Annotated in this window: 24 protein-coding genes and 1 pseudogene; 24 read left to right on the top strand and 1 reads right to left on the bottom strand. The window is 43.5% G+C overall.

Features of this window, described 5'->3' with window-relative positions; translation table 11 throughout:
- The first annotated feature begins 70 nt into the window (after nt 1-70).
- The 7 genes from hrcA to mtaB all read left to right on the top strand — a co-directional run bounded on the left by hrcA (nt 71) and on the right by mtaB (nt 8,031).
- Complete coding sequence (gene hrcA / locus ACFVP7_RS14295; RefSeq protein ID WP_003246126.1) at nt 71-1,102, top strand: heat-inducible transcriptional repressor HrcA; 1,032 nt, start codon at nt 71-73, stop codon at nt 1,100-1,102.
- Between the two features lie 71 nt (nt 1,103-1,173).
- Nucleotides 1,174-1,737: a nucleotide exchange factor GrpE gene (grpE, locus tag ACFVP7_RS14290; protein ID WP_003230005.1), complete on the top strand. Its 564-nt coding sequence runs from the start codon at nt 1,174-1,176 to the stop codon at nt 1,735-1,737.
- 23 nt (nt 1,738-1,760) lie between these two features.
- Nucleotides 1,761-3,596: a molecular chaperone DnaK gene (dnaK, locus tag ACFVP7_RS14285; protein WP_338730591.1), complete on the top strand. Its 1,836-nt coding sequence runs from the start codon at nt 1,761-1,763 to the stop codon at nt 3,594-3,596.
- Nucleotides 3,597-3,795: 199 nt separating this feature from the next.
- Entirely contained in the window at nt 3,796-4,923 is a 1,128-nt protein-coding gene (gene dnaJ / locus ACFVP7_RS14280; protein WP_003230010.1) for a molecular chaperone DnaJ, read from the top strand.
- Between the two features lie 24 nt (nt 4,924-4,947).
- The gene (prmA, locus tag ACFVP7_RS14275; RefSeq protein ID WP_338730590.1) at nt 4,948-5,883 is read left to right on the top strand and encodes a 50S ribosomal protein L11 methyltransferase; all 936 of its coding nucleotides are present in this window, start codon (nt 4,948-4,950) and stop codon (nt 5,881-5,883) included.
- Between the two features lie 22 nt (nt 5,884-5,905).
- Complete coding sequence (locus ACFVP7_RS14270; protein WP_326227577.1) at nt 5,906-6,676, top strand: 16S rRNA (uracil(1498)-N(3))-methyltransferase; 771 nt, start codon at nt 5,906-5,908, stop codon at nt 6,674-6,676.
- A complete protein-coding gene (mtaB, locus tag ACFVP7_RS14265; RefSeq protein ID WP_003230017.1) occupies nt 6,676-8,031 on the top strand; it encodes a tRNA (N(6)-L-threonylcarbamoyladenosine(37)-C(2))-methylthiotransferase MtaB in 1,356 nt (451 codons plus the stop codon). The genes ACFVP7_RS14270 and mtaB overlap by 1 nt, the downstream gene beginning before the upstream one ends.
- A gap of 35 nt (nt 8,032-8,066) precedes the next feature.
- On the opposite strand, the gene ACFVP7_RS14260 is transcribed toward mtaB, so the two are convergent.
- Nucleotides 8,067-8,990, bottom strand: coding sequence for a Na/Pi symporter (locus ACFVP7_RS14260; protein WP_015714282.1), 924 nt, complete (start codon nt 8,988-8,990; stop codon nt 8,067-8,069).
- Between the two features lie 172 nt (nt 8,991-9,162).
- On the opposite strand from ACFVP7_RS14260, the gene rpsU reads away from it, so the two are divergent.
- The 17 genes and pseudogenes from rpsU to glyS all read left to right on the top strand — a co-directional run bounded on the left by rpsU (nt 9,163) and on the right by glyS (nt 23,977).
- Entirely contained in the window at nt 9,163-9,336 is a 174-nt protein-coding gene (rpsU, locus tag ACFVP7_RS14255; RefSeq protein WP_003152957.1) for a 30S ribosomal protein S21, read from the top strand.
- A 14-nt stretch (nt 9,337-9,350) separates the two neighbouring features.
- Nucleotides 9,351-9,797: a GatB/YqeY domain-containing protein gene (locus tag ACFVP7_RS14250; RefSeq protein ID WP_003230022.1), complete on the top strand. Its 447-nt coding sequence runs from the start codon at nt 9,351-9,353 to the stop codon at nt 9,795-9,797.
- A 130-nt stretch (nt 9,798-9,927) separates the two neighbouring features.
- Complete coding sequence (locus ACFVP7_RS14245; protein ID WP_003230024.1) at nt 9,928-11,241, top strand: nodulation protein NfeD; 1,314 nt, start codon at nt 9,928-9,930, stop codon at nt 11,239-11,241.
- Nucleotides 11,242-11,262: 21 nt separating this feature from the next.
- Entirely contained in the window at nt 11,263-12,258 is a 996-nt protein-coding gene (gene floA / locus ACFVP7_RS14240) for a flotillin-like protein FloA (RefSeq protein WP_003230026.1), read from the top strand.
- 24 nt (nt 12,259-12,282) lie between these two features.
- A complete protein-coding gene (locus ACFVP7_RS14235; RefSeq protein ID WP_015714280.1) occupies nt 12,283-12,702 on the top strand; it encodes a hypothetical protein in 420 nt (139 codons plus the stop codon).
- A 56-nt stretch (nt 12,703-12,758) separates the two neighbouring features.
- Complete coding sequence (gene yqfC, locus ACFVP7_RS14230) at nt 12,759-13,040, top strand: sporulation protein YqfC (RefSeq protein WP_003226191.1); 282 nt, start codon at nt 12,759-12,761, stop codon at nt 13,038-13,040.
- Nucleotides 13,041-13,058: 18 nt separating this feature from the next.
- Entirely contained in the window at nt 13,059-14,255 is a 1,197-nt protein-coding gene (yqfD, locus tag ACFVP7_RS14225; RefSeq protein WP_003230033.1) for a sporulation protein YqfD, read from the top strand.
- Entirely contained in the window at nt 14,252-15,211 is a 960-nt protein-coding gene (locus ACFVP7_RS14220) for a PhoH family protein (RefSeq protein WP_014477373.1), read from the top strand. Before yqfD ends, ACFVP7_RS14220 begins: the two co-directional genes overlap by 4 nt.
- A gap of 78 nt (nt 15,212-15,289) precedes the next feature.
- Nucleotides 15,290-17,425 carry a cyclic-di-AMP phosphodiesterase PgpH gene (gene pgpH, locus ACFVP7_RS14215; protein ID WP_116316530.1) on the top strand — a complete coding sequence of 712 codons (2,136 nt, stop codon included), beginning with the start codon at nt 15,290-15,292 and terminating at the stop codon, nt 17,423-17,425.
- Entirely contained in the window at nt 17,426-17,899 is a 474-nt protein-coding gene (gene ybeY / locus ACFVP7_RS14210; protein ID WP_003230039.1) for an rRNA maturation RNase YbeY, read from the top strand.
- Nucleotides 17,880-18,251 carry a diacylglycerol kinase family protein gene (locus ACFVP7_RS14205; RefSeq protein WP_015384119.1) on the top strand — a complete coding sequence of 124 codons (372 nt, stop codon included), beginning with the start codon at nt 17,880-17,882 and terminating at the stop codon, nt 18,249-18,251. Before ybeY ends, ACFVP7_RS14205 begins: the two co-directional genes overlap by 20 nt.
- A gap of 118 nt (nt 18,252-18,369) precedes the next feature.
- Nucleotides 18,370-18,779, top strand: a pseudogene (locus ACFVP7_RS14200) (cytidine deaminase).
- The gene (gene era, locus ACFVP7_RS14195) at nt 18,760-19,665 is read left to right on the top strand and encodes a GTPase Era (protein ID WP_003230051.1); all 906 of its coding nucleotides are present in this window, start codon (nt 18,760-18,762) and stop codon (nt 19,663-19,665) included. The pseudogene ACFVP7_RS14200 and the gene era overlap by 20 nt, the downstream one beginning before the upstream one ends.
- A 147-nt stretch (nt 19,666-19,812) precedes the next feature.
- Nucleotides 19,813-19,956, top strand: a complete 144-nt coding sequence (locus ACFVP7_RS14190; RefSeq protein WP_003230053.1) for a YqzL family protein — start codon at nt 19,813-19,815, stop codon at nt 19,954-19,956.
- Nucleotides 19,957-19,992: 36 nt separating this feature from the next.
- Nucleotides 19,993-20,760, top strand: coding sequence for a DNA repair protein RecO (gene recO, locus ACFVP7_RS14185; protein WP_014477369.1), 768 nt, complete (start codon nt 19,993-19,995; stop codon nt 20,758-20,760).
- Between the two features lie 297 nt (nt 20,761-21,057).
- Nucleotides 21,058-21,945 carry a glycine--tRNA ligase subunit alpha gene (gene glyQ / locus ACFVP7_RS14180; protein ID WP_003226213.1) on the top strand — a complete coding sequence of 296 codons (888 nt, stop codon included), beginning with the start codon at nt 21,058-21,060 and terminating at the stop codon, nt 21,943-21,945.
- A complete protein-coding gene (glyS, locus tag ACFVP7_RS14175; RefSeq protein ID WP_338730589.1) occupies nt 21,938-23,977 on the top strand; it encodes a glycine--tRNA ligase subunit beta in 2,040 nt (679 codons plus the stop codon). Before glyQ ends, glyS begins: the two co-directional genes overlap by 8 nt.
- Nucleotides 23,978-24,046: the final 69 nt, after the last annotated feature.

Raw genomic sequence — 24,046 nt, 5'->3', positions numbered from 1 at the left:
TCTTGTGGTTTGATACTTTTGTTATAGAATTAGCACTCGCTTATTGAGAGTGCTAACAGAGGTGATGATGATGTTAACAAATCGTCAGCTGCTGATCCTTCAGGTTATAATCAACGATTTTATTAAATCGGCACAGCCGGTGGGATCAAGAACTCTTTCGAAAAAAGATGAAATCACATTTAGCTCTGCAACAATAAGAAACGAGATGGCTGACTTGGAGGAATTGGGCTTTATTGAAAAAACCCATTCATCCTCAGGACGTGTTCCGTCAGAAAAAGGGTATCGGTACTATGTTGACCATTTGCTGTCACCCGTCAAACTGACGAAAAGCGACCTGGACCAAATCCACTCGATCTTCAAAGAGAAAATTTTCGAGCTGGAGAAGACAGTTCAAAAATCAGCGCAAATTTTGTCCGATCTGACGAATTACACATCCATCGTACTCGGGCCGAAGCTGAGTGAGAATTACCTTAAACAGATTCAAATCATTCCGATTCAGCCTGATATGGCGGTAGCGATTCTCGTTACCAATACGGGGCATGTGGAAAACAAAACGATTAACTTTCCGACCAAAATGGATCTGTCTGATATTGAAAAACTGGTAAATATACTGAACGACCGTTTAAGCGGCGTTCCAATGGATGAACTGAATGAGCGCATATTTAAGGAAGTTGTCATGTACCTAAGACAGCACATTAAAAACTATGACAATATACTCGACGCGCTTCGTTCAACCTTTCATTCCACAAATCACGTTGAAAAGTTGTTTTTTGGCGGGAAAATCAATATGCTGAACCAGCCTGAGTTCCATGATATCACCCGAGTTCGGTCGCTGCTTTCATTAATTGAGAAAGAACAGGATGTTTTAAAGCTGGTTCAATCCCCGCACACGGGAATTTCGATTAAAATCGGAAAAGAAAACGACTATGAAGAGATGGAAAATTGCAGTCTGATTACGGCTTCTTATTCCGTAGACCAGAAGCAGATCGGCTCAATTGCGATCATCGGCCCGACCCGCATGAATTATTCCAGGGTTGTCAGCCTGCTTCAGCATGTGACTTCGGACTTGTCAAAAGCATTAACAAGTCTGTATGATGAATAAGGGAATTTTGGCAAATTTTATCGAAGGGCAGCACCTGTCCTTCTCCTTACACTTTGAGGGAGGTGAACACAATGTCAGAAGAAAAACAAACCGTTGAACAAAACGAAACAGAAGAGCAAGAAATCATTGAAGAACAAGCTGCCGCTGATGAACAGCAGGAAGAAACAAATGAAAGCGAACTTCTTCAAAACCAAATTAACGAATTGCAAGGTTTGCTTGAGGAAAAAGAAAACAAACTTTTGCGTGTTCAAGCAGACTTTGAAAACTATAAACGACGCAGCCGTTTAGAGATGGAAGCGTCCCAAAAATACCGTTCTCAAAATATCGTGACTGATTTACTGCCGGCTCTTGACAGCTTTGAACGAGCGCTTCAGGTTGAAGCCGACAATGAACAGACGAAAAGTTTGCTCCAGGGAATGGAAATGGTCCACCGTCAGCTCGTAGAAGCCTTGAAAAAAGAAGGCGTCGAAGCCATCGAAGCTGTAGGGCAGGAATTTGATCCTAATCTGCACCAAGCTGTTATGCAGGCTGAAGACGAAAACTACGGCTCCAACATTGTTGTTGAGGAAATGCAAAAAGGCTATAAGCTGAAGGATCGCGTCATTCGCCCTTCCATGGTCAAAGTGAATCAATAATTACATAGCAGGAGGTTATTCAAGTGAGTAAAGTTATCGGAATCGACTTAGGAACAACAAACTCATGTGTGGCAGTGCTTGAAGGCGGCGAGCCTAAAGTTATTGCTAACGCTGAAGGAAACCGCACAACGCCATCAGTTGTTGCATTTAAAAACGGCGAACGTCAAGTAGGGGAAGTGGCTAAACGCCAATCTATTACAAACCCTAACACAATTATGTCTATCAAACGTCATATGGGTACTGATTATAAAGTTGAAATTGAAGGAAAGGATTACACTCCACAAGAAGTGTCTGCTATCATCCTTCAACACCTTAAATCATACGCTGAAAGCTATCTTGGCGAAACAGTATCAAAAGCAGTTATCACAGTTCCTGCATACTTTAACGATGCTGAGCGTCAAGCAACGAAAGACGCTGGTAAAATTGCAGGTCTTGAAGTAGAACGTATCATCAACGAGCCGACTGCAGCAGCGCTTGCATACGGACTTGATAAAACAGATGAAGATCAAACGATCCTAGTATACGACCTTGGCGGCGGTACATTCGACGTTTCCATCCTTGAGCTTGGCGACGGTGTATTCGAAGTTCGTTCAACTGCCGGCGACAACCGTCTGGGCGGGGACGATTTTGACCAAGTTATCATCGATCATCTTGTGTCTGAATTCAAAAAAGAAAACGGCATTGATTTGTCAAAAGACAAAATGGCGCTTCAGCGTTTGAAAGACACAGCTGAAAAAGCGAAAAAAGATCTTTCCGGCGTATCTTCTACGCAAATTTCTTTACCGTTTATCACAGCTGGAGAAGCAGGACCGCTTCACCTTGAACTTACATTAACTCGCGCTAAATTCGAAGAGCTTTCTTCTCATTTAGTAGAGCGCACAATGGGTCCTGTCCGTCAAGCGCTTCAAGATGCAGGACTTTCTGCAAGCGAAATCGACAAAGTCATCCTTGTCGGCGGATCAACTCGTATCCCTGCCGTACAAGAAGCAATCAAAAAAGAAACTGGAAAAGAAGCGCATAAAGGCGTAAACCCGGATGAAGTTGTAGCGCTTGGTGCTGCGATTCAGGGCGGCGTTATCACAGGTGACGTAAAAGATGTTGTTCTTCTTGACGTTACACCGCTTTCTCTCGGTATCGAAACAATGGGCGGCGTGTTTACAAAACTGATCGACCGCAACACGACGATCCCAACAAGCAAATCTCAAGTGTTCTCAACTGCTGCTGATAACCAAACAGCTGTTGATATCCATGTTCTTCAAGGTGAGCGCCCAATGTCTGCCGACAACAAAACACTCGGCCGCTTCCAGCTTACTGATATCCCGCCAGCACCGCGCGGCGTGCCTCAAATCGAAGTTTCTTTCGATATTGACAAAAACGGTATCGTAAACGTAAGAGCAAAAGACTTAGGCACAGGAAAAGAACAAAACATTACAATTAAATCTTCTTCAGGTCTTTCTGATGAAGAGATCGAACGCATGGTAAAAGAAGCGGAAGAAAATGCTGACGCTGATGCGAAGAAAAAAGAAGAAATCGAAGTCCGCAACGAAGCAGATCAGCTTGTTTTCCAAACTGAGAAAACATTAAAAGATCTTGAAGGCAAAGTGGACGAAGAACAAGTGAAAAAAGCCAACGATGCCAAAGATGCTTTAAAAGCAGCGATTGAGAAAAACGAATTTGAAGAGATCAAAGCGAAAAAAGATGAGCTTCAAACAATCGTTCAAGAGCTTTCTATGAAGCTTTATGAAGAAGCTGCTAAAGCACAGCAAGCTCAAGGCGGAGCAAACGCTGAAGGCAAAGCGGATGACAACGTTGTCGACGCTGAATACGAAGAAGTAAACGACGACCAAAACAAAAAATAAGTTCTTTTTAGTGTCAGCCCCGCTTCCGGAGCTGACCGAAAAGAACACATTTCATAATCTGATTCAATGATTAGAAAGTCAAAGTCAGGCATCTCTTGGCTTTGACTTTTTTTCTTGCCCGGGATAAAAGGAATTGAAAAATCATAATTCAAAATGATACAATCTAATTTATGTGAGAAATTCGGGAGAGTGAAGCGAGATGAGTAAGCGTGATTACTATGAAGTGCTGGGAGTAAGTAAGAGCGCTTCAAAGGATGAAATTAAAAAAGCTTATCGGAAGCTGTCAAAAAAATATCATCCTGATATTAACAAAGAAGCCGGATCAGATGAAAAATTTAAAGAGGTAAAAGAAGCATACGAAACGCTGTCAGATGACCAAAAACGTGCGCATTACGATCAATTTGGTCACACTGATCCTAACCAAGGCTTCGGCGGCGGAGGTTTTGGCGGCGGAGATTTCGGCGGTTTTGGTTTCGATGATATTTTCTCAAGTATTTTCGGCGGAGGCACAAGACGGAGAGATCCAAATGCTCCGCGCCAGGGTGCGGATTTACAGTATACGATGACCCTGTCGTTTGAGGATGCGGCTTTCGGTAAAGAAACAACCATCGAAATTCCCCGCGAGGAAACGTGCGAGACATGTAAAGGCTCAGGTGCGAAACCTGGAACAAATCCAGAAACATGCTCCCACTGCGGAGGCTCCGGCCAGTTAAACGTGGAGCAAAATACACCGTTTGGAAAAGTCGTTAACAGACGGGTCTGCCACCACTGTGAAGGTACAGGCAAAATCATTAAAAACAAATGTGCGGACTGCGGCGGCAAAGGAAAAATCAAAAAACGCAAGAAAATCAACGTGACAATTCCAGCTGGTGTAGATGACGGGCAGCAGCTTCGTCTCTCGGGACAGGGTGAACCAGGAATAAACGGCGGCCCTGCCGGGGATTTATTTGTCGTGTTCCATGTACGCGCACACGAGTTCTTCGAGCGTGACGGCGATGATATTTACTGTGAAATGCCGTTAACGTTTGCTCAGGCTGCTCTTGGAGATGAGGTAGAAGTGCCGACGCTGCATGGAAAAGTGAAATTGAAAATTCCGGCCGGTACACAAACAGGAACGAAATTTAGATTAAGAGGCAAAGGCGTTCAAAATGTCAGAGGCTATGGACAGGGTGACCAGCATATCGTCGTCCGCGTCGTTACGCCGACAAATCTGACAGATAAACAAAAAGACATTATCCGCGAATTTGCCGAAGTCAGCGGAAACCTGCCTGACGAACAGGAAATGAGTTTCTTTGACAAGGTAAAACGGGCGTTTAAAGGCGATTAATTATTGGATGAGGAGTTGGTAGTTTTGAAATGGTCCGAATTAAGCATTCACACAACACATGAAGCGGTCGAACCTATCTCAAATATATTGCATGAAGCTGGTGCAAGTGGGGTTGTGATAGAGGACCCGCTTGATTTAATTAAAGAACGTGAGAATGTGTACGGGGAAATCTACCAGCTCGACCCCAATGATTACCCAGATGAGGGTGTCATTGTCAAAGCATATCTGCCGGTTAACAGTTTTCTGGGCGAAACTGTAGACGGCATTAAAGAAACGATTAATAATCTCCTTCTTTACAATATTGATTTGGGCAGAAACCACATCACTATTTCTGAAGTAAATGAAGAAGAGTGGGCGACTGCCTGGAAAAAGTATTATCATCCTGTGAAAATTTCTGAAAAGTTTACAATTGTGCCGACGTGGGAGGAATATACGCCAGTCCATACTGATGAACTGATTATTGAAATGGACCCGGGAATGGCTTTCGGCACAGGGACACATCCGACAACCGTACTCTGCATTCAGGCGCTTGAACGCTTTGTGCAAAAGGGTGATAAGGTGATTGATGTCGGCACTGGTTCGGGAATTTTAAGTATTGCGGCTGCAATGCTTGAGGCTGAATCGGTTCATGCCTACGATCTTGATCCCGTGGCTGTAGAAAGTGCACGCCTCAATCTCAAGCTGAACAAAGTCAGCGATATTGCTCAAGTGAAGCAAAACAATTTGTTAGACGGGATTGAAGGGGAACATGATGTGATTGTGGCCAACATTTTGGCTGAAGTCATTCTTCGCTTTACTTCACAAGCGTACAGCCTGTTAAAAGAAGGCGGCCACTTTATTACGTCAGGAATCATCGGTCATAAAAAACAAGAAGTAAAAGAAGCACTGGAACAAGCTGGCTTTACCATTGAAGAAATCCTTTCAATGGAAGATTGGGTCAGCATTATTGCGAAAAAATAACAGTTAGTAGGTGTCACAGCGTATGCAACGATATTTTATCGAGCTCACGAAGCAGCAAATAGAGGAAGCGCCGGCTTTTTCGATTACCGGCGAAGATGTTCATCATATTGTGAACGTGATGAGAATGAATGAGGGAGATCAGATTATCTGCTGCTCTCAAGACGGCTTCGAGGCAAAATGTGAACTTCAATCTGTTTCCAAAGATAAATTGTCCTGCCTTGTGATAGAATGGACGAATGAAAACAGAGAGCTTCCGATAAAGGTCTATATTGCGAGCGGCCTTCCGAAAGGAGATAAGCTTGAATGGGTTATCCAAAAGGGGACTGAGCTCGGAGCTCATGCCTTTATTCCTTTCCAAGCCGCGCGTTCTGTTGTCAAGCTGGATGACAAAAAGGCAAAGAAAAAGCGGGAAAGATGGACGAAAATTGCAAAGGAAGCGGCTGAGCAATCATACCGTAACGAAGTGCCGCGAGTGATGGATGTCCATTCTTTTCAGCAGCTTCTTCAAAGGATGCAGGATTTCGATAAATGTGTCGTTGCATACGAGGAGTCATCGAAGCAAGGGGAAATAAGCGCATTCAGCGCGATTGTAAGCAGCCTTCCGAAAGGATCATCTCTATTGATCGTATTTGGTCCCGAAGGCGGTTTAACAGAAGCGGAGGTTGAACGGCTCACAGAGCAAGACGGTGTGCCGTGCGGCCTTGGACCGAGAATTTTAAGGACAGAAACCGCTCCGCTATACGCGTTGAGCGCGATTTCTTATCAAACAGAGTTATTAAGAGGTGATCAGTAATGGCAACTGTTGCTTTCCATACGCTTGGCTGTAAAGTCAACCATTATGAAACAGAAGCAATCTGGCAGCTTTTCAAAGAAGCGGGCTATGAAAGAAGAGACTTTGAACAAACAGCTGATGTATATGTCATTAATACATGTACGGTTACAAATACGGGAGATAAAAAAAGCCGCCAAGTGATCAGACGCGCCATTCGTCAAAATCCTGACGGTGTCATCTGTGTCACAGGCTGCTACGCGCAAACCTCACCTGCTGAGATTATGGCGATCCCCGGTGTCGACATTGTAGTTGGAACACAGGACCGTGAAAAAATGCTTGGCTACATTGACCAATACCGAGAAGAACGCCAGCCGATTAATGGCGTCAGCAACATCATGAAAGCAAGAGTATATGAAGAGCTTGATGTGCCTGCTTTCACGGACCGCACAAGAGCGTCATTGAAAATACAGGAGGGCTGCAATAATTTCTGCACATTCTGTATCATTCCGTGGGCGCGCGGCCTGCTCCGCTCCCGCGACCCTGAAGAAGTCATTAAACAAGCGCAGCAGCTTGTTGATGCCGGATATAAGGAAATTGTTCTTACGGGTATTCATACAGGCGGCTACGGCGAAGATATGAAAGATTACAACTTCGCGAAGCTTTTGAGCGAATTAGACACCCGTGTGGAAGGCGTGAAACGGATCAGAATTTCTTCCATCGAAGCCAGCCAAATCACTGACGAAGTGATCGAGGTCTTAGACCGCTCAGATAAGATAGTGAATCATCTGCATATTCCTATCCAATCCGGATCAAACACAGTGCTTAAACGAATGAGACGCAAATATACAATGGAATTCTTTGCAGACCGTTTAAATAAATTGAAAAAAGCACTGCCAGGCTTAGCTGTTACTTCTGATGTCATCGTCGGATTCCCTGGAGAAACAGAAGAAGAATTTATGGAAACCTATAACTTTATTAAAGAACATAAATTCTCTGAACTGCATGTTTTCCCTTACAGTAAACGTACAGGAACACCAGCTGCGCGAATGGAAGACCAAGTGGATGAAAACGTGAAAAACGAACGTGTGCACCGCCTGATTGCTCTTTCTGACCAGCTTGCAAAAGAATACGCTTCTCAGTATGAAAATGAAGTGCTTGAGATTATCCCTGAGGAAGCGTTTAAGGAAACAGAAGAAGAAAATATGTTTGTCGGTTACACAGACAATTATATGAAGGTTGTTTTCAAAGGTACGGAAGATATGATCGGCAAAATCGTAAAAGTCAAAATCCTAAAAGCAGGTTATCCTTACAACGAAGGACAGTTTGTCCGTGTGGTTGAGGATGAAATAACTGAACACATGCGTTTGTCTTCTTAACCTAAAAAATCGGTGCATTAAAATGTACCGGTTTTTTATTTAGCCGGGATAAGAAGGTGAATCAAGCGGTAAAACAAGTTTGTAAGCGGAAGAAATAAAAGAGCTGTTACTACATTAAATAAAAGGCTGAAATGAGCAATCCTTTGGGCAGGATCGGGTGATAACTGCTCTACAAAGCCGGTCGCTGCGGTCAGAAAAGGCAATACTAGAGCCACCCCTAGCACGTTAAATACCACATGCGCATACGCTGTCTGTTTCGCCGCATATCCCCCGGATACAGCAGCCATGACAGCTGTAATGCATGTCCCGATATTTGATCCGAGTACGACGCTCATCGCCTGTGTCAGTCCGATAATCCCTTCATTCATAAAACTCATCAAAATGCCGATACAGACAGAACTGGAGTGAATGATGGCAGTTAACACCATCCCGATGAGCAAAGCGGACCAGTTTGAATCGTTAACATGGTATAGAACGTCGGCTCCCGTTTTCAGCTTTGTCAGCGGCCCGGCAAGATGGCTGAATCCGCTGATGCAAAAGAAGATGATGCCCAGTCCAAGGAAGCTTGTTCCCAGCTGTTTCAAAGGATACCTGCCAGTCAGAAAAAACAATAAACCTCCTATTAAAAGAACCCAAATCAAAATATCCATTTTGATAGCAATAAATTCAGTTGTAAAAGTAGAGCCAACATTTGTCCCCAGAATCATCGGTATCGTCCGCTTAAAAGAAAGAACGCCCGCACTTACAAAGCCGATGACAATGACCATAAAGGCTGAGCTGCTCTGAAGTATCCCCGTAAATACAATACTGATAAGAAACGCTTTTAACGGATGGTCTGTAAATAAAAGCAAACGTTCTTCAATTTTTGAGTACGCCATTGAAATTAAGCCCTTTCGAAGCATGTTCATGCCTGCGAGAAAGAATAATATAAGAGCAGTAAAGCTAATCAGAATTAACATCCTATTCACCAACCCCTTTCTTTCATTATATAGACAGGCAGTCGCACTCATGACGGAAAAGTGAACTCACTTAGTTGACCTGACTGATGGCTTATATTATAATGTCAAAGTACATGTTTATATGTGTAACTTAAAGGTAGTCGATTGGTGTATTCGGAGGGAGGGAAAGAGAATGTCAAAAACGGTCGTTAGAAAAAACGAATCGCTTGAAGATGCTCTTCGTCGCTTCAAACGCAGTGTATCAAAGACAGGTACTTTGCAAGAAGCAAGAAAGCGTGAATTTTATGAAAAACCTAGCGTAAAGCGCAAGAAAAAGTCTGAAGCTGCTAGAAAACGCAAATTCTAAAAGAGGGTGGATTTATGAGTCTTCTTGAGCGTCTCAACCAGGATATGAAGCTGTATATGAAAAACCGTGAGAAAGACAAACTGACTGTCGTTCGAATGGTTAAGGCTTCACTTCAAAATGAAGCAATTAAGCTTAAGAAAGACAGTTTGACCGAGGATGAGGAACTCACTGTCCTTTCTCGTGAACTTAAGCAACGTAAAGACTCCCTCCAGGAATTTTCAAACGCTAATCGTTTAGATTTAGTAGATAAAGTTCAAAAAGAGCTGGACATTTTAGAAGTTTATTTACCTGAGCAGCTGTCAGAAGAAGAGCTGCGTACAATCGTAAATGAAACCATCGCGGAGGTCGGTGCGAGCTCAAAAGCGGACATGGGCAAAGTGATGGGGGCAATTATGCCTAAAGTAAAAGGTAAAGCTGACGGAAGTTTAATTAATAAGCTTGTGAGCAGTCAACTGTCTTAAATGGCAAAGAAAAGGACATCTTTCTAAGAGAGATGTCTTTTTTTATACATAAAAAAATGAAACCTTTGATACATTTGTTACGTATGAAGAGAAGGCACTTATTATAAAAGGAAGGAGGGATACACCGCCCTTGCTTCAAATCAAAGGATTCCGTGCTGCTCTTTTGGGTATATTTTTACTTTCTTTATTAGGCGTACAGCTGAACGCAAAAGCAGAAAAACAAACTGTTTATGTGATCCCGGTTGAAAAAAATGTCGAACAGGGTCTCGCCTCGTTTTTGTCCCGTTCGTTACAAGATGCAAAGGATGCACATGCAGACCATATTATTCTTGATATCAATACCCCGGGGGGATTGGTCAAATCTGCTATTGATATGGCCGATTTGATAACCGAAAGCGAGATCCCCGTAACTGCATATGTCAACAAACGCGCGTTGTCTGCTGGTGCATATATTGCACTTCAAGCAGATCACATTTATATGGCGCCTGGCGGAAAAATGGGAGCCGCCGCGATTGTTGATGGCCAAGGCAATGCCGCTGACCAAAAAGCTCAATCACTTTGGCTGGCAGAGATGGAAGATGCCGCAGTGAAAAATAACCGCGATCCAAAATATGCGCTCGCAATGGCTGACCCAGATATAGATGCCAAGGAAGTCGGCGCGCCTAAGGGAGATCTGTTGACACTTAACGCAGACAAGGCAATTGAGGTAGGCTATTCAGAAGGCACTGCTGACAATTTGTCCACGCTCGTAAAGAAGCTTGGGTTCGAAAAGGCGCAGATCAGCTATGCAAAGGAGAGCTTTGCGGAAAAGACAGCAAGATGGCTGACGAATCCGGTCATTGTCCCTATTCTGCTGACAATCGCTTTTTTAGGTCTGACGGTGGAGCTTTTTTCCCCGGGTGTCGGCCTCCCTGGAACGGCTGGACTCATTGCGTTATTGCTGTTCTTTTACGGGCATCTTGCAGCCGGCCTTGCCGGGTATGAGACGGTTCTCCTCTTTATAGCAGGGGTGATTCTCATTCTGCTTGAGATTTTTCTTCCCGGAGGAATCATTGGATTACTGGGCTTGGGAGCGATTATTGCGAGCCTGTTTTTAGCCGCGGGGAGCTTCACTGTCATGGCGGTTTCTCTCTTGATCGCCTCAGCTGTTTCGATTACAGCTTTTATTTTACTGACAAGGGTGTTGGGAAAGCGTATGAAATTCTTTAAGAAATTGATATTAAATGATTCTACAAACACGGAGAGCGGCTACGTTTCAAATCAAACGCGCACGGACTTAATGGGAAAAGTGGGTATAACCTTTACACCGCTGCGTCCTTCCGGTACGGTGATTATTGATGATGAACGCCTTGACGTTGTATCGGAGGGATCGTTTACAGAAAAAGATAAAAAAGTAAAAGTGATAAAAGTAGAAGGCTCACGCATTGTCGTGAGAGAAATTTAAATAGAAACGAGGAGAAGTTATATGGATCCGTCAACACTTATGATTCTGGCAATTGTCGCAGTAGCGATCATTGTTTTGGCAGTATTTTTTACATTTGTGCCTGTAATGCTTTGGATTTCAGCTTTGGCAGCCGGAGTGAAAATCAGCATTTTCACTCTAGTTGGGATGAGGCTTCGCCGCGTCATTCCGAATCGGGTTGTTAACCCGCTGATTAAAGCGCATAAAGCGGGACTTAATGTTGGAACAAACCAGCTTGAAAGCCACTATCTGGCTGGAGGTAATGTTGACAGAGTCGTCAACGCGCTTATCGCCGCTCAGCGAGCTAACATTGAACTCACATTCGAGCGCTGTGCTGCCATTGATCTTGCAGGCCGGGACGTGTTGGAAGCTGTTCAAATGAGCGTTAATCCTAAGGTGATTGAAACACCGTTCATTGCCGGCGTCGCAATGGACGGGATTGAAGTGAAAGCGAAAGCGAGAATCACAGTAAGAGCGAATATCGAGCGCCTCGTTGGGGGAGCAGGGGAAGAAACCATTGTAGCTCGTGTAGGTGAGGGGATCGTTTCTACAATCGGTTCATCTGATAATCATAAAAAAGTGCTTGAAAACCCTGACATGATTTCTCAGACAGTCCTTGGAAAAGGATTGGACTCAGGAACTGCGTTTGAAATTCTCTCAATTGATATTGCAGATGTAGATATCGGCAAAAACATCGGGGCAATTTTACAAACCGATCAGGCTGAGGCTGATAAAAACATCGCGCAGGCAAAAGCGGAAGAACGACGTGCGATGGCTGTCGCTCAAGAACAGGAAATGCGTGCCCGCGTAGAAGAAATGCGCGCGAAAGTAGTAGAAGCCGAGGCGGAAGTGCCGCTTGCGATGGCAGAAGCTTTGCGTGAAGGGAATATTGGCGTCATGGATTACATGAATATCAAGAACATCGATGCTGACACAGAAATGCGTGATTCATTCGGCAAGCTGACGAAAGACCCTTCGGATGAAGACCGCAAATCATAATCTCTCTAAGAAGGGAGAACGCTGATGGAAGATTTACTGACCAATCCGCTTATTATTGCAGCGATCATCGGAATCATTTCTGCGATTTTCGGCAAAAAGAGCAAAGAAGAAAAGCAAAACAGCCAAAAAAGTAAAAAACCTCAACACGTGCAATCTGCTTCTCCTCAAAAGAAGCAGTCAAAAGAAGATGCCCCTGCACCTATCCCTAACCGTATGGAACAGGCAAGACGGGAAGCGGAAGAAAGACGCAGGGAAACAGCAAGAAACCTGAAAGGGCTGGAACGAGATCTTGCTGCTGCGAAACAAAAAACAGTATACACAAAACAAAAAATGCTTCAGGTGAATAAAGACACCGTCGTACAGGGGATCGTTCTAGGAGAGGTGTTCGGACCTCCACGGGCGAAAAAACCACACCGTACGATGCGCCCGGCCCGTAAAAATTAAAGTGTTAGAACCTCCTTTCAAATCATACATATGAGATGAAAGGGGGTTCTTTTTGTATGGGGCAAAGAAAGAATCGTATGAAAGCTTGGCTGACAAGAGCATTGGAAATTCCCCCGGACGTTATGATGGATCTGCCGAGGATTACAATGGTTGGCAGACTTCATATCTACATAGAAAACCACAGAGGCCTTTTGCTTTTCAGTGAGAATGAAGTGCGGCTGATGCTGAAGCAGGGCCAGTGCATCATATCTGGTAAAAATTTTGTCATCAAGGCGATTCTTCCGGAAGAGATACTTTTGGAGGGTACGATTGATGTCGTTCGATATGTTGAGTCATAAAGCCGAGGGGGAAATGTTGTGAAAAATAAATGGCTGTCTTTTTTTTCGGGTAAGGTCCAGCTTGAATTGACGGGAAGAGGGATTGAGCGGCTCCTTAATGAATGCACAAGACAGGGGATTCCGGTCTTTCATGTCAAAAAAAAGAAAGAAGCCGTATCGTTATATATACAGCTTCAGGATGTACATGCCTTTCGGCGGGTGAGAAGTAAATTTAAATGTAAAGCCCGATTTATCAATCGGAAGGGTTTTCCCTTCCTGTTGCTGAAATCAAAGCTGAATATAGGGTTTACGATCGGTTTTGCGATTTTTTTCATCCTTTTGTTTTTGCTGTCCAATATGGTGTGGAAAATTGATGTGACAGGCGCTAAGCCTGAAACAGAACATCAAATGAGGCAGCATCTTAATGAAATCGGCGTCAAAAAGGGCCGTCTGCAGTTTTTAATGATGTCGCCCGAAAAAATACAGAAATCATTAACCAATGGAATAGACAATATCACTTGGGTCGGAGTTGATCTGAAGGGGACGACCATTCACATGAAAGTTGTGGAGAAAAATGAGCCCGAAAAAGAAAAGTATGTTAGCCCGCGCAATATTGTCGCCAAAAAGAAAGCAACCATTACGAGAATGTTTGTGCAAAAAGGACAGCCCATGGCCGCCATACACGATCATGTTGAAAAGGGGCAGCTGCTTGTTTCGGGACTGATCGGCAGCGAAGACCATCAGCAGGAAGTCGCCTCAAAAGCAGAAATTTACGGAGAAACCTGGTATAGATCAGAAGTGACAGTCCCGCTTGAAACATTATTTAACGTCTATACGGGCAAAGTAAGGACAAAGCACAAGCTTTCTTTTGGTTCTTTGGCAATCCCGATCTGGGGGATGACGTTTAAAAAAGAGGAATTGAAGCATCCAAAAACAGAACAAGAAAAGCATTCGCTTCATTTTCTCGGGTTTAAGCTCCCTGTATCCTATGTCAAAGAGCAAACGAGAGAAAGTGAAGAGGCTTTGCGAAAATATACAAAAGAAGAAGCAGTTCAAGAAGGCATTAAATTGGGTAAACAGGATGTAGAGGATAAAATAGGCGAAAACGGCGAGGTGAAAAGTGAAAAAGTTTTGCACCAGACTGTTGAGAATGGTAAAGTAAAGTTGATTATTCTCTACCAAGTTATAGAAGATATCGTTCAAACCACACCTATTGTCAGGGAGACTGAAGAATGACAGAACATTTACTTGCGATGAATCAAAAACTGAAAAACCCGGACGAGGCGCTTTCACTCTTCGGGAACCAAGATTCTTTTTTGAAATTGATGGAGAAAGATCTGAATGTAAATATCATTACGCGCGGCGAGACGATTTATGTTTCAGGCGATGATGAATCGTTTCAGATTGCAGACAGGCTGCTGGGATCGCTCCTCGCTTTAATTCGCAAGGGGATAGAGATCTCTGAACGTGATGTGATTTACGCCATCAAAATGGCAAAGAAGAATGAACTTGAATACTTTGAAAGCATGTATGAAGAAGAAATTACAAAAAACGCAAAAGGCAAATCAATCCGTGTAAAAACAATGGGACAGCGGGAATACGTGGCCGCTATGAAGCGGAATGACCTTGTATTCGGCATTGGTCCGGCGGGAACCGGGAAAACGTACCTGGCTGTCGTAAAAGCAGTCCATGCTTTAAAAAACGGACATATCAAAAAAATCATTTTAACAAGACCTGCCGTGGAAGCCGGTGAAAGCCTCGGTTTTCTCCCAGGTGACCTAAAAGAAAAAGTAGATCCTTATTTACGCCCGCTGTATGACGCTCTCCATGATGTGCTTGGGGCAGATCATACAGAACGTCTGATGGAAAGAGGCATCATTGAAATTGCTCCGCTCGCATATATGAGGGGACGGACGCTCGATGATGCTTATGTTATACTTGATGAAGCACAGAATACCACGCCTGCTCAAATGAAAATGTTTTTGACGAGACTGGGTTTTGGCTCTAAAATGATCATTACAGGTGACGTCAGCCAAATTGATCTGCCGAAAGGCGTCAAATCGGGACTTGCAGTAGCGAAGGAGATGCTGAAAGGAATAGACGGCATTTCTATGATTGAGCTAGACCAGACAGACGTGGTCAGACATCCGCTTGTTGCGAAAATTATTGAAGCATACGATAAGCAAAATTAATGCTGAATGACCCGATCGCGCGTTATCGGGTCATTTTTATGATTGCTTATGGGCTTGATGTTTCAAGAGGAGGTTCTTGTGTTGAAAAAGAAGGCTAAGACCAAAAGTAGCTCAAAAAAATGGAGCAGTTTTAAAAATGCCCGCTCCATGCATGTACTGCTGTATCTTCTGCTGGCTGCCATTATGTTTGCTTTGCTCTTTGTACATGTTAAGCCGGAAACACTTGATTTAGACCTGTTTTCAGTCAGCGACAAGACCATTTACGCTCCGGCAACCGTAGAAGATCAAAAAGCCACAGAGGAAAAAAAGCAAGCCGCTGAGGACGCGGTTGAAGATCAATATACATTAAAAAAAGAATATACAGACAATCGGATTGACCTTGTGTCATCAATATTCGACAGTATTAGTGAAGTGAAAAAATCATCGGAAGAAGGCAGTAAATCACCATCGGAAAAATCAATGGTCAAATCTGTAAAGGACAAATTGACATCAGATGTGAATGATTCTATATCGGAGGATTCCATCAAGACATTGCTGAAAGCAGACAGTGAAGACTTTTCTTTTGTCAGAGATACGGTCATTACCGCAGTAAATACGGTCATGAGCAGTGAAATCCCTTCGGATAAACTATCTGATGCAAAGGATAAGGTAGAAAAAGAGCTAAAGAGCAATTCTATTCCGTCTAAATACTTGGGAGCCGCGACAGAAATCGGGCGTTTTGCTATTATTCCGAATTACGTCTTCGATCCGAAAGCAACAGAGGCAAAACGGCAGGAAGCCTCAGATAATGTCCAGCAGGTCCAAATCAAACAGGGGCAAGTGCTCGTGGAAGAAAATGACCTCATTGATCGGGAAGTGTACAGGAAACTTGAGCTGACCGGGTTATTAAATAACTCAAATCTCTTTAAACCGATCAGCGGGCTATTGATTATGATCGGACTTTTCATTGCAACACTTGTATATTATTTTGAAAAACAGAAACAAAATCTGAAGTTTAAAAACCAATCCATTCTGTTATTCTCGATTATCACAACACTTTTGCTTGTGATCATGGAGGTTGTCAGTTTGTTTCAGAAGATGGAGTATAATAATATTGGCTATCTGGTCCCCATTGCGGCCGGCGCCATCTTAATCAAACTGCTGATGAATGAACGCATTGCCATTTTGGGAAGTATCATTCTTGCGATTTGCGGAAGTATGATGTTTAATCAGGGTGTGACAGGAACATTCAATTATGTCATAGGGATTTATTATTTGATCAGCGGCATTTCAGGCGTATTATTTTTAGGAAAACACAATGCCAGATCAAAGATTTTGCAGACCGGACTTTTCGTGGCGTTTATTAATATGGTTGTCGTTCTATCCTTATTATTGATCCAGAACACTGCGCTGTCGGGTCTTGAAATCGGCACGTTAATGCTCATGGGGGTTGTGTCGGGGGTTGCTTCATCTGTTTTAATCATCGGCCTGATGCCGTTTTTTGAGACGGGCTTTGGCATTTTATCCACCATGAGGCTGCTCGAGCTGTCTAATCCTAACCATCCGCTTTTGCGCAAAATACTGACAGAAACACCAGGTACATATCATCACAGTGTAATGGTTGCCAATTTATCAGAGGCAGCCTGTGAAGCGGTTGGGGCTAATGGTTTGCTTGCAAGAGTCGGCGCATATTATCACGATCTCGGAAAAACAAAGCGCCCGCAATATTTTATTGAAAACCAAATGAATATTGACAATCCGCATGACAAGCTGTCACCTCAGTTGAGTAAAAATATTATTATCTCGCATACGACAGACGGTGCGAATATGCTGAGAAGCTATAAATTTCCGAAAGAGCTTGTCGATATTGCTGAGCAGCATCATGGAACCTCGCTTTTAAAGTTTTTTTACTATAAAGCGAAGGAAAAAGGCGACCAGATTACAGAGGAAGAGTTCCGTTATCCGGGGCCGAAGCCGCAGTCAAAGGAAGCCGCAATTATATCAGTGGCCGACAGTGTTGAAGCGGCCGTCAGATCCATGCATAATCCAAATCCTGAACGAATTGAAAAGCTTGTCCGGGGTATTATATCCGATAAGCTTCAGGACGGACAGTTCAGTGAATGCGATTTGACATTTAAAGAGCTGGATACAATCGCAAAAACGCTCTGTGCAACATTAAAAGGAATTTTCCACTCCCGGATTGAATATCCGGAGGCTACTAAGAAGGTGAAATAGATGAGTTTACTGATTGATATCGTTGATGAAACGGGAAGCGTCTCAGAAGAGATGCTCAAAGAAGTAGAAAATCTGCTTCAATTTGCCGCTGAGCGTGAAGGCGTTCAGGATCAGGCTGAAGTTTCTGTCACGATTGTTTCCAATGATGACATACATCAGATTAACAAAGAATACCGGGGAAAGGATGCTCCGACAGATGTCATCTCATTTGCTCTTGAAGAAGAGGGAGAAGGCGAGATCGAAATCGTGGGCGCCGAAATGCCTCCGGTTTTAGGTGATATTATCATCAGTGCCGATCGCACAAGAGAGCAGGCAGAGGAGTATAATCATTCTTTTAAAAGAGAGCTCGGATTTCTAGCTGTGCACGGATTTCTGCACCTTTTAGGATATGACCATATGACGAAAGAGGAAGAAGAGGAGATGTTTACTAAGCAAAAGGAATTGCTGGACGCTTATGGACTCAAAAGATCATAGAAATGAGCTGAAGCGATTCTTCAAAAGCTTCGTGCATGCAGGCCGGGGCATATGGGAAACAGCGCGGACGGAGCGGAATTTCCAATTTCATGCCGCAGCCGCCTGCGCTGTTCTCATTTGCGGCTTCCTTGTAGAGCTCAGCATGATTGAGTGGATGATTATATTCCTTTTGATAGGCGGTATGTTTTCGCTTGAGCTTTTAAATACAGCCATTGAACATACGGTTGATTTAATAACTGACAAACATCACCCTCTTGCTAAAGCGGCCAAGGACGCTGCCGCCGGGGCTGTTTGCGTTTTTGCCGTGATTTCGTGTATCATTGGTTTACTTATTTTTTTGCCAAAGCTGTAATGGCTGAAAATTCTTACATTTATTTTACATTTTTAGAAATGGGCGTGAAAAAAAGCGCGCGATTATGTAAAATATAAAGTGATAGCGGTACCATTATAGGTAAGAGAGGAATGTACACATGAACAGACAAGAATTAATAACAGAAGCTTTAAAAGCGCGTGATATGGCATATGCGCCGTATTCCAAATTCCAAGTAGGAGCCGCTCTTCTTACCAAGGATGGAAAAGTGTACAGAGGCTGCAACATTGAGAACGCGGCATACAGCATGTGCAATTGCGCCGAGCGTACCGCTTTATTTAAAGCTGTTCTGAAGGGGATACAGAGTTTCAGATGCTGGCCGTTGCGGCTGACACCCCTGGACCAGTATCTCCGTGCGGAGCCTGCCGCCAGGTGATTTCTGAGCTTTGCACAAAAGACGTTATTGTCGTACTGACTAATTTACAAGGACAAATAAAAGAAATGACTGTGGAAGAATTATTGCCAGGCGCATTTTCATCGGAGGATTTACATGACGAACGAAAGCTTTAAATCAGGATTTGTATCCATTATTGGAAGACCAAACGTAGGAAAATCTACATTTTTGAACAGAGTCATTGGACAAAAAATCGCGATCATGAGCGATAAGCCCCAAACGACGAGAAACAAGGTGCAAGGAGTACTGACGACAGGCACATCACAAACCATTTTTATTGACACACCAGGGATTCATAAACCTAAGCATAAGCTTGGGGACTTTATGATGAAAGTGGCGCAAAATACATTAAAAGAAGTCGATTTGATCTTGTTTATGATCAATGCTGAGGAAGGCTACGGGAAGGGCGACGAATTCATCATTGAGAAATTGCAGACGATGTCTACGCCTGTATTCTTAATCGTAAACAAAATTGATAAAATTCATCCCGACCAATTGCTTCTGCTAATTGACGAATACCGCAAACGTTATCCTTTTAAGGAAATTGTTCCGATTTCTGCTTTAGAAGGAAATAACATCGAAACCTTGCTCGCTCAGATTGAAGCGTATTTGCCGGAAGGGCCGCAATTCTATCCGAGTGACCAGGTAACTGACCACCCTGAGCGATTTATCATTTCTGAATTAATCAGGGAAAAGGTGCTGCATTTGACGAGAGAAGAAATCCCGCACAGCATTGCGGTGGCCATCGAATCCATCAAAGGGCAGGACAACGGTTCTGTGCACGTAGCGGCAACGATTGTGGTCGAGCGGGATTCTCAGAAAGGCATCGTGATCGGTAAAAAAGGAAGCCTTCTAAAAGAGGTTGGAAAAAGAGCGAGAGCGGATATTGAAGCACTATTGGGCTCCCGTGTCTACCTTGAATTGTGGGTGAAAGTGCAGAAGGACTGGCGTAATAAAATGTCCCAGCTTCGCGATTTTGGCTTTAAAGAGGACGAATATTAATCTCTTCCCGTGTGTGTCATTATCTCACAGGAACAGGGATACATTAGCAAATTTTGTTTAACATGAAATGGAGGACATCTGGTCAAGATAAAGGTAAGAATTTGGAGTTTAGGTAAGCTAGTTTAACTACAGAAAGGTGGGTTTCTTGTGTTGAATTTTACCTGGAACGTATTTTCTCAAACAGGAAATGTTGATACGTATCTTCTTTTTAAAGAACTGGAAAAAGAGAACATGGAAAGACCCGAAGAACTAGAAGATGAGCTAGCCCGATTTGATTATCCAATTTTATAAACCTCTTGGCCGCTCCTGCTTGAGGAAGGTGCGGAAATGCTGACAAAATGTGAAGGAATCGTTCTTCGCACAAATGATTACGGAGAGACGAATAAAATCGTAACATTACTGACAAGAGAACACGGAAAAATAGGTGTTATGGCACGAGGCGCCAAAAAACCGAACAGCCGTTTATCAGCAGTCAGCCAGCCCTTTTTGTATGGTTCTTTCTTAATGCAAAAAACATCGGGCCTCGGAACGCTTCAGCAGGGGGAAATGATCCTCAGCATGAGAGGCATCAGGGAAGACTTGTTTTTAACAGCATATGCTGCCTATATTGCTGAGTTAGTCGACAGAGGCACAGAAGAAAAAAAGCCAAATCCTTATTTATTTGAATTCATATTAGAATCATTAAAACAGCTGAATGAAGGAACAGATCCGGATGTTATCACCTTCATTGTTCAAATGAAGATGCTCGGTGTCATGGGCCTGTATCCTGAGCTAAATCATTGTGTACATTGTAAAAGCCAAGACGGAACCTTTCATTTTTCTGTTCGTGATAATGGTTTTATATGCCACCGCTGTTTTGAAAAAGATCCTTACAGGATACCGATTAAACCGCAAACGGCAAGGCTGTTAAGACTCTTTTACTATTTTGATCTGTCGAGGCTCGGCAATGTGTCCTTAAAAGAGGAAACAAAAGCTGAATTAAAGCAAGTGATTGATTTATATTACGAAGAATATTCGGGATTGTATTTAAAATCAAAGCGCTTTTTAGATCAAATGGAAAGCATGAAACATCTTATGGGTGAAAACAAAAGTTGACTTTTGGTCCATCTTTTTATATGATCATTTATTATAAAATATGTTGCAGTGAGAGAAAGAAGTACTTGCGTTTACCTCATGAAAGCGACCTTAGGGCGGTGTAAGCTAAGGATGAGCACGCAACGAAAGGCATTCTTGAGCAATTTTAAAAAAAGAGGCTGGGATTTGGTTCTCAGCAACTAGGGTGGAACCGCGGGAGAACTCTCGTCCCTATGTTTGCGGCTGGCAAGCATAGAGACGGGAGTTTTTTGGTTGCTGCCGCAGTCAACTTATGAAAGAAAAGTGGAGGTGCTTGAAATGAATATTCAAGACATGATTCTAACCTTGCAAAAGCATTGGTCCAGTCAGGGCTGTGTGCTTATGCAGGCTTACGATGTAGAAAAAGGAGCCGGCACGATGAGCCCGTATACATTTTTGCGCAGTATCGGCCCTGAGCCGTGGAAAGTGGCTTATGTAGAGCCTTCCAGACGTCCTGCAGACGGCCGCTACGGGGAGAACCCGAACAGACTGTATCAGCATCATCAGTTCCAGGTCATTATTAAACCGTCTCCTGATAACATTCAAGAACTGTATTTAGATTCCTTGCGTGCTCTTGGAATTGATCCGCTTGAGCACGATATTCGCTTTGTTGAAGACAACTGGGAGAATCCGTCTTTAGGCTGCGCGGGTCTAGGCTGGGAAGTTTGGCTTGACGGAATGGAAATAACACAATTTACGTATTTCCAGCAGGTCGGGGGATTAGAGTGTAAACCCGTTTCTGTAGAGATTACGTATGGAATTGAGCGTCTCGCGTCTTATATCCAGGATAAAGAAAACGTGTTTGACTTGGAATGGACGTCAGGGTTTACAGTAAAAGATTTATTCATGATGGCTGAATATGAGCATTCTGTTTATACGTTTGAAACATCAGACGTCGATATGCTGTTCCAATTGTTCAGCACATATGAAAAAGAAGCGATCAAGCAAATGGACAACGGACTTGTTCATCCAGCATATGACTATGTGCTGAAATGCTCGCACACTTTCAACCTGCTTGATGCCAAAGGTGCGATCTCTGTTACCGAGCGGACGGGCTATATCGCAAGAGTGCGGAATTTAGCTAGAAAAGTAGCAAAAACCTACTATGAGGAACGAGAAAAACTAGGGTTCCCAATGCTTAAAGGGGAGGGTTCTTCTCATGAGTAAACAGGATTTACTTTTAGAGATCGGATTAGAGGAAATGCCGGCGCGCTTTTTGAATGAAAGCATGGTTCAGCTTGGCGACAAGCTGACAGGCTGGCTTAAAGAAAAAAATATTACTCACGGTGAAGTGAAACTCTTCAATACACCGAGACGTCTTGCTGTGTTCGTTAAGGATGTCGCAGAAAAGCAGGATGATATAAAAGAAGAAGCAAAAGGGCCTGCGAAAAAAATTGCCCTTGATGCGGACGGGAACTGGACAAAAGCGGCAATCGGCTTTTCAAAAGGCCAAGGCGCAAATGTGGAAGACCTGTACATCAAAGAAGTAAAAGGCATAGAGTATGTATTCGTGCAAAAATTCCAAGCCGGCCAAGAAACGAAGTCGCTTCTGCCGGAACTGAGCGGTTTAATTACAAGCTTGCATTTCCCGAAAAACATGCGCTGGGGAAATGAAGATTTGCGTTATATCCGACCGATCAAATGGATTGTCGCATTATTTGGACAGGATGTCATTCCATTTTCGATCACAAACGTTGAGTCTGGACGGACAACACAGGGACACCGTTTCCTCGGACATGAAGTGTCAATTGAATCACCTTCAGCTTATGAAGAGCAGCTGAAAGAACAGCATGTTATTGCTGATCCTAGCGTCCGAAAGCAAATGATTCAATCTCAGCTGGAAACAATGGCTGCTGAAAACAATTGGAGCATTCCAGTTGACGAAGACCTTCTTGATGAAGTGAATCATTTAGTAGAATACCCGACAGCTCTTTACGGTTCATTTGAATCCGAGTTTCTGTCAATTCCTGAAGAAGTGCTTGTCACGACAATGAAAGAGCATCAGCGCTACTTCCCTGTCAAAGACAAAAACGGTGACCTGCTGCCTCACTTTATCACAGTCCGAAACGGCAACAGCCACGCGATTGAAAATGTGGCCCGAGGCAATGAAAAAGTGCTGCGCGCACGTTTATCTGATGCTTCATTCTTCTACAAAGAAGATCAGAAACTAAACATTGATGCAAATGTGAAGAAGCTTGAAAATATCGTTTTCCATGAAGAGCTTGGTTCTCTTGCTGATAAGGTTAGAAGAGTCACATCAATCGCAGAGAAACTTGCCGTTCGCCTTCAGGCTGATGAGGATACATTAAAACATGTGAAGCGGGCTGCTGAAATTTCTAAATTCGACCTTGTGACGCATATGATATATGAATTCCCTGAACTTCAAGGAATTATGGGCGAAAAATATGCGAGAATGCTTGGCGAAGATGAAGCTGTGGCTGCAGCAGTCAATGAACATTATATGCCTAGATCAGCGGGCGGAGAAACGCCTTCTACTTTCATCGGAGCTGTTGTAGCAATGGCGGATAAGCTTGACACAATCGCTTCATTCTTCTCTATCGGCGTAATTCCGACCGGTTCCCAGGATCCTTACGGACTGCGCCGCCAAGCAAGCGGTATTGTTGCGATTCTTCTTGACCGCAACTGGGGAATTTCATTTGAAGAGCTGCTTACTTTCGTACAAACCGATAAAGAAATTGAACTGCTGGATTTCTTCACTCAGCGCTTGAAATATGTCTTGAATGCTGAACAAATCAGACATGATGTCATTGACGCCGTGCTGGAAAGCTCTGAGCTTGAGCCGTACTCTGCGCTGCATAAAGCACAAGTACTGGAGCAAAAGCTTGGTGCACCTGGTTTTAAGGAAACAGCCGAAGCGTTAGGCCGAGTGATCTCTATCAGCAAAAAAGGAGTCCGCGGAGACATTCAGCCTGATCTGTTTGAAAATGAATACGAAGCAAAACTGTTTGATGCCTACCAAACAGCGAAGCAAAATCTGCAGGAAAACTTCAGCAAAAAAGATTATGAGGCGGCTCTTGCTTCACTTGCAGCCTTAAAAGAACCGATCGATGCTTACTTCGATCATACAATGGTTATAGCGGATAATGAGTCATTAAAGGCAAATCGTTTAGCGCAAATGGTAAGCTTGGCGGATGAGATCAAGTCCTTTGCGAATATGAATGCCCTTATTGTAAAATAAAGAGAGAAAAGGCGGTTGCTGTGTGATCGGTAATCGTCTTTTCCCCATTTATAAGTTTTTTGTTTGATT

It is taken from the genome of Bacillus sp. SG20033 (assembly GCF_044570195.1).
GTDB classification, from domain to species: domain Bacteria; phylum Bacillota; class Bacilli; order Bacillales; family Bacillaceae; genus Bacillus; species Bacillus subtilis.
The sequence above is the reverse complement of the archived record's forward strand: the minus strand, read 5'-3'. Positions and strand labels throughout refer to the sequence as shown.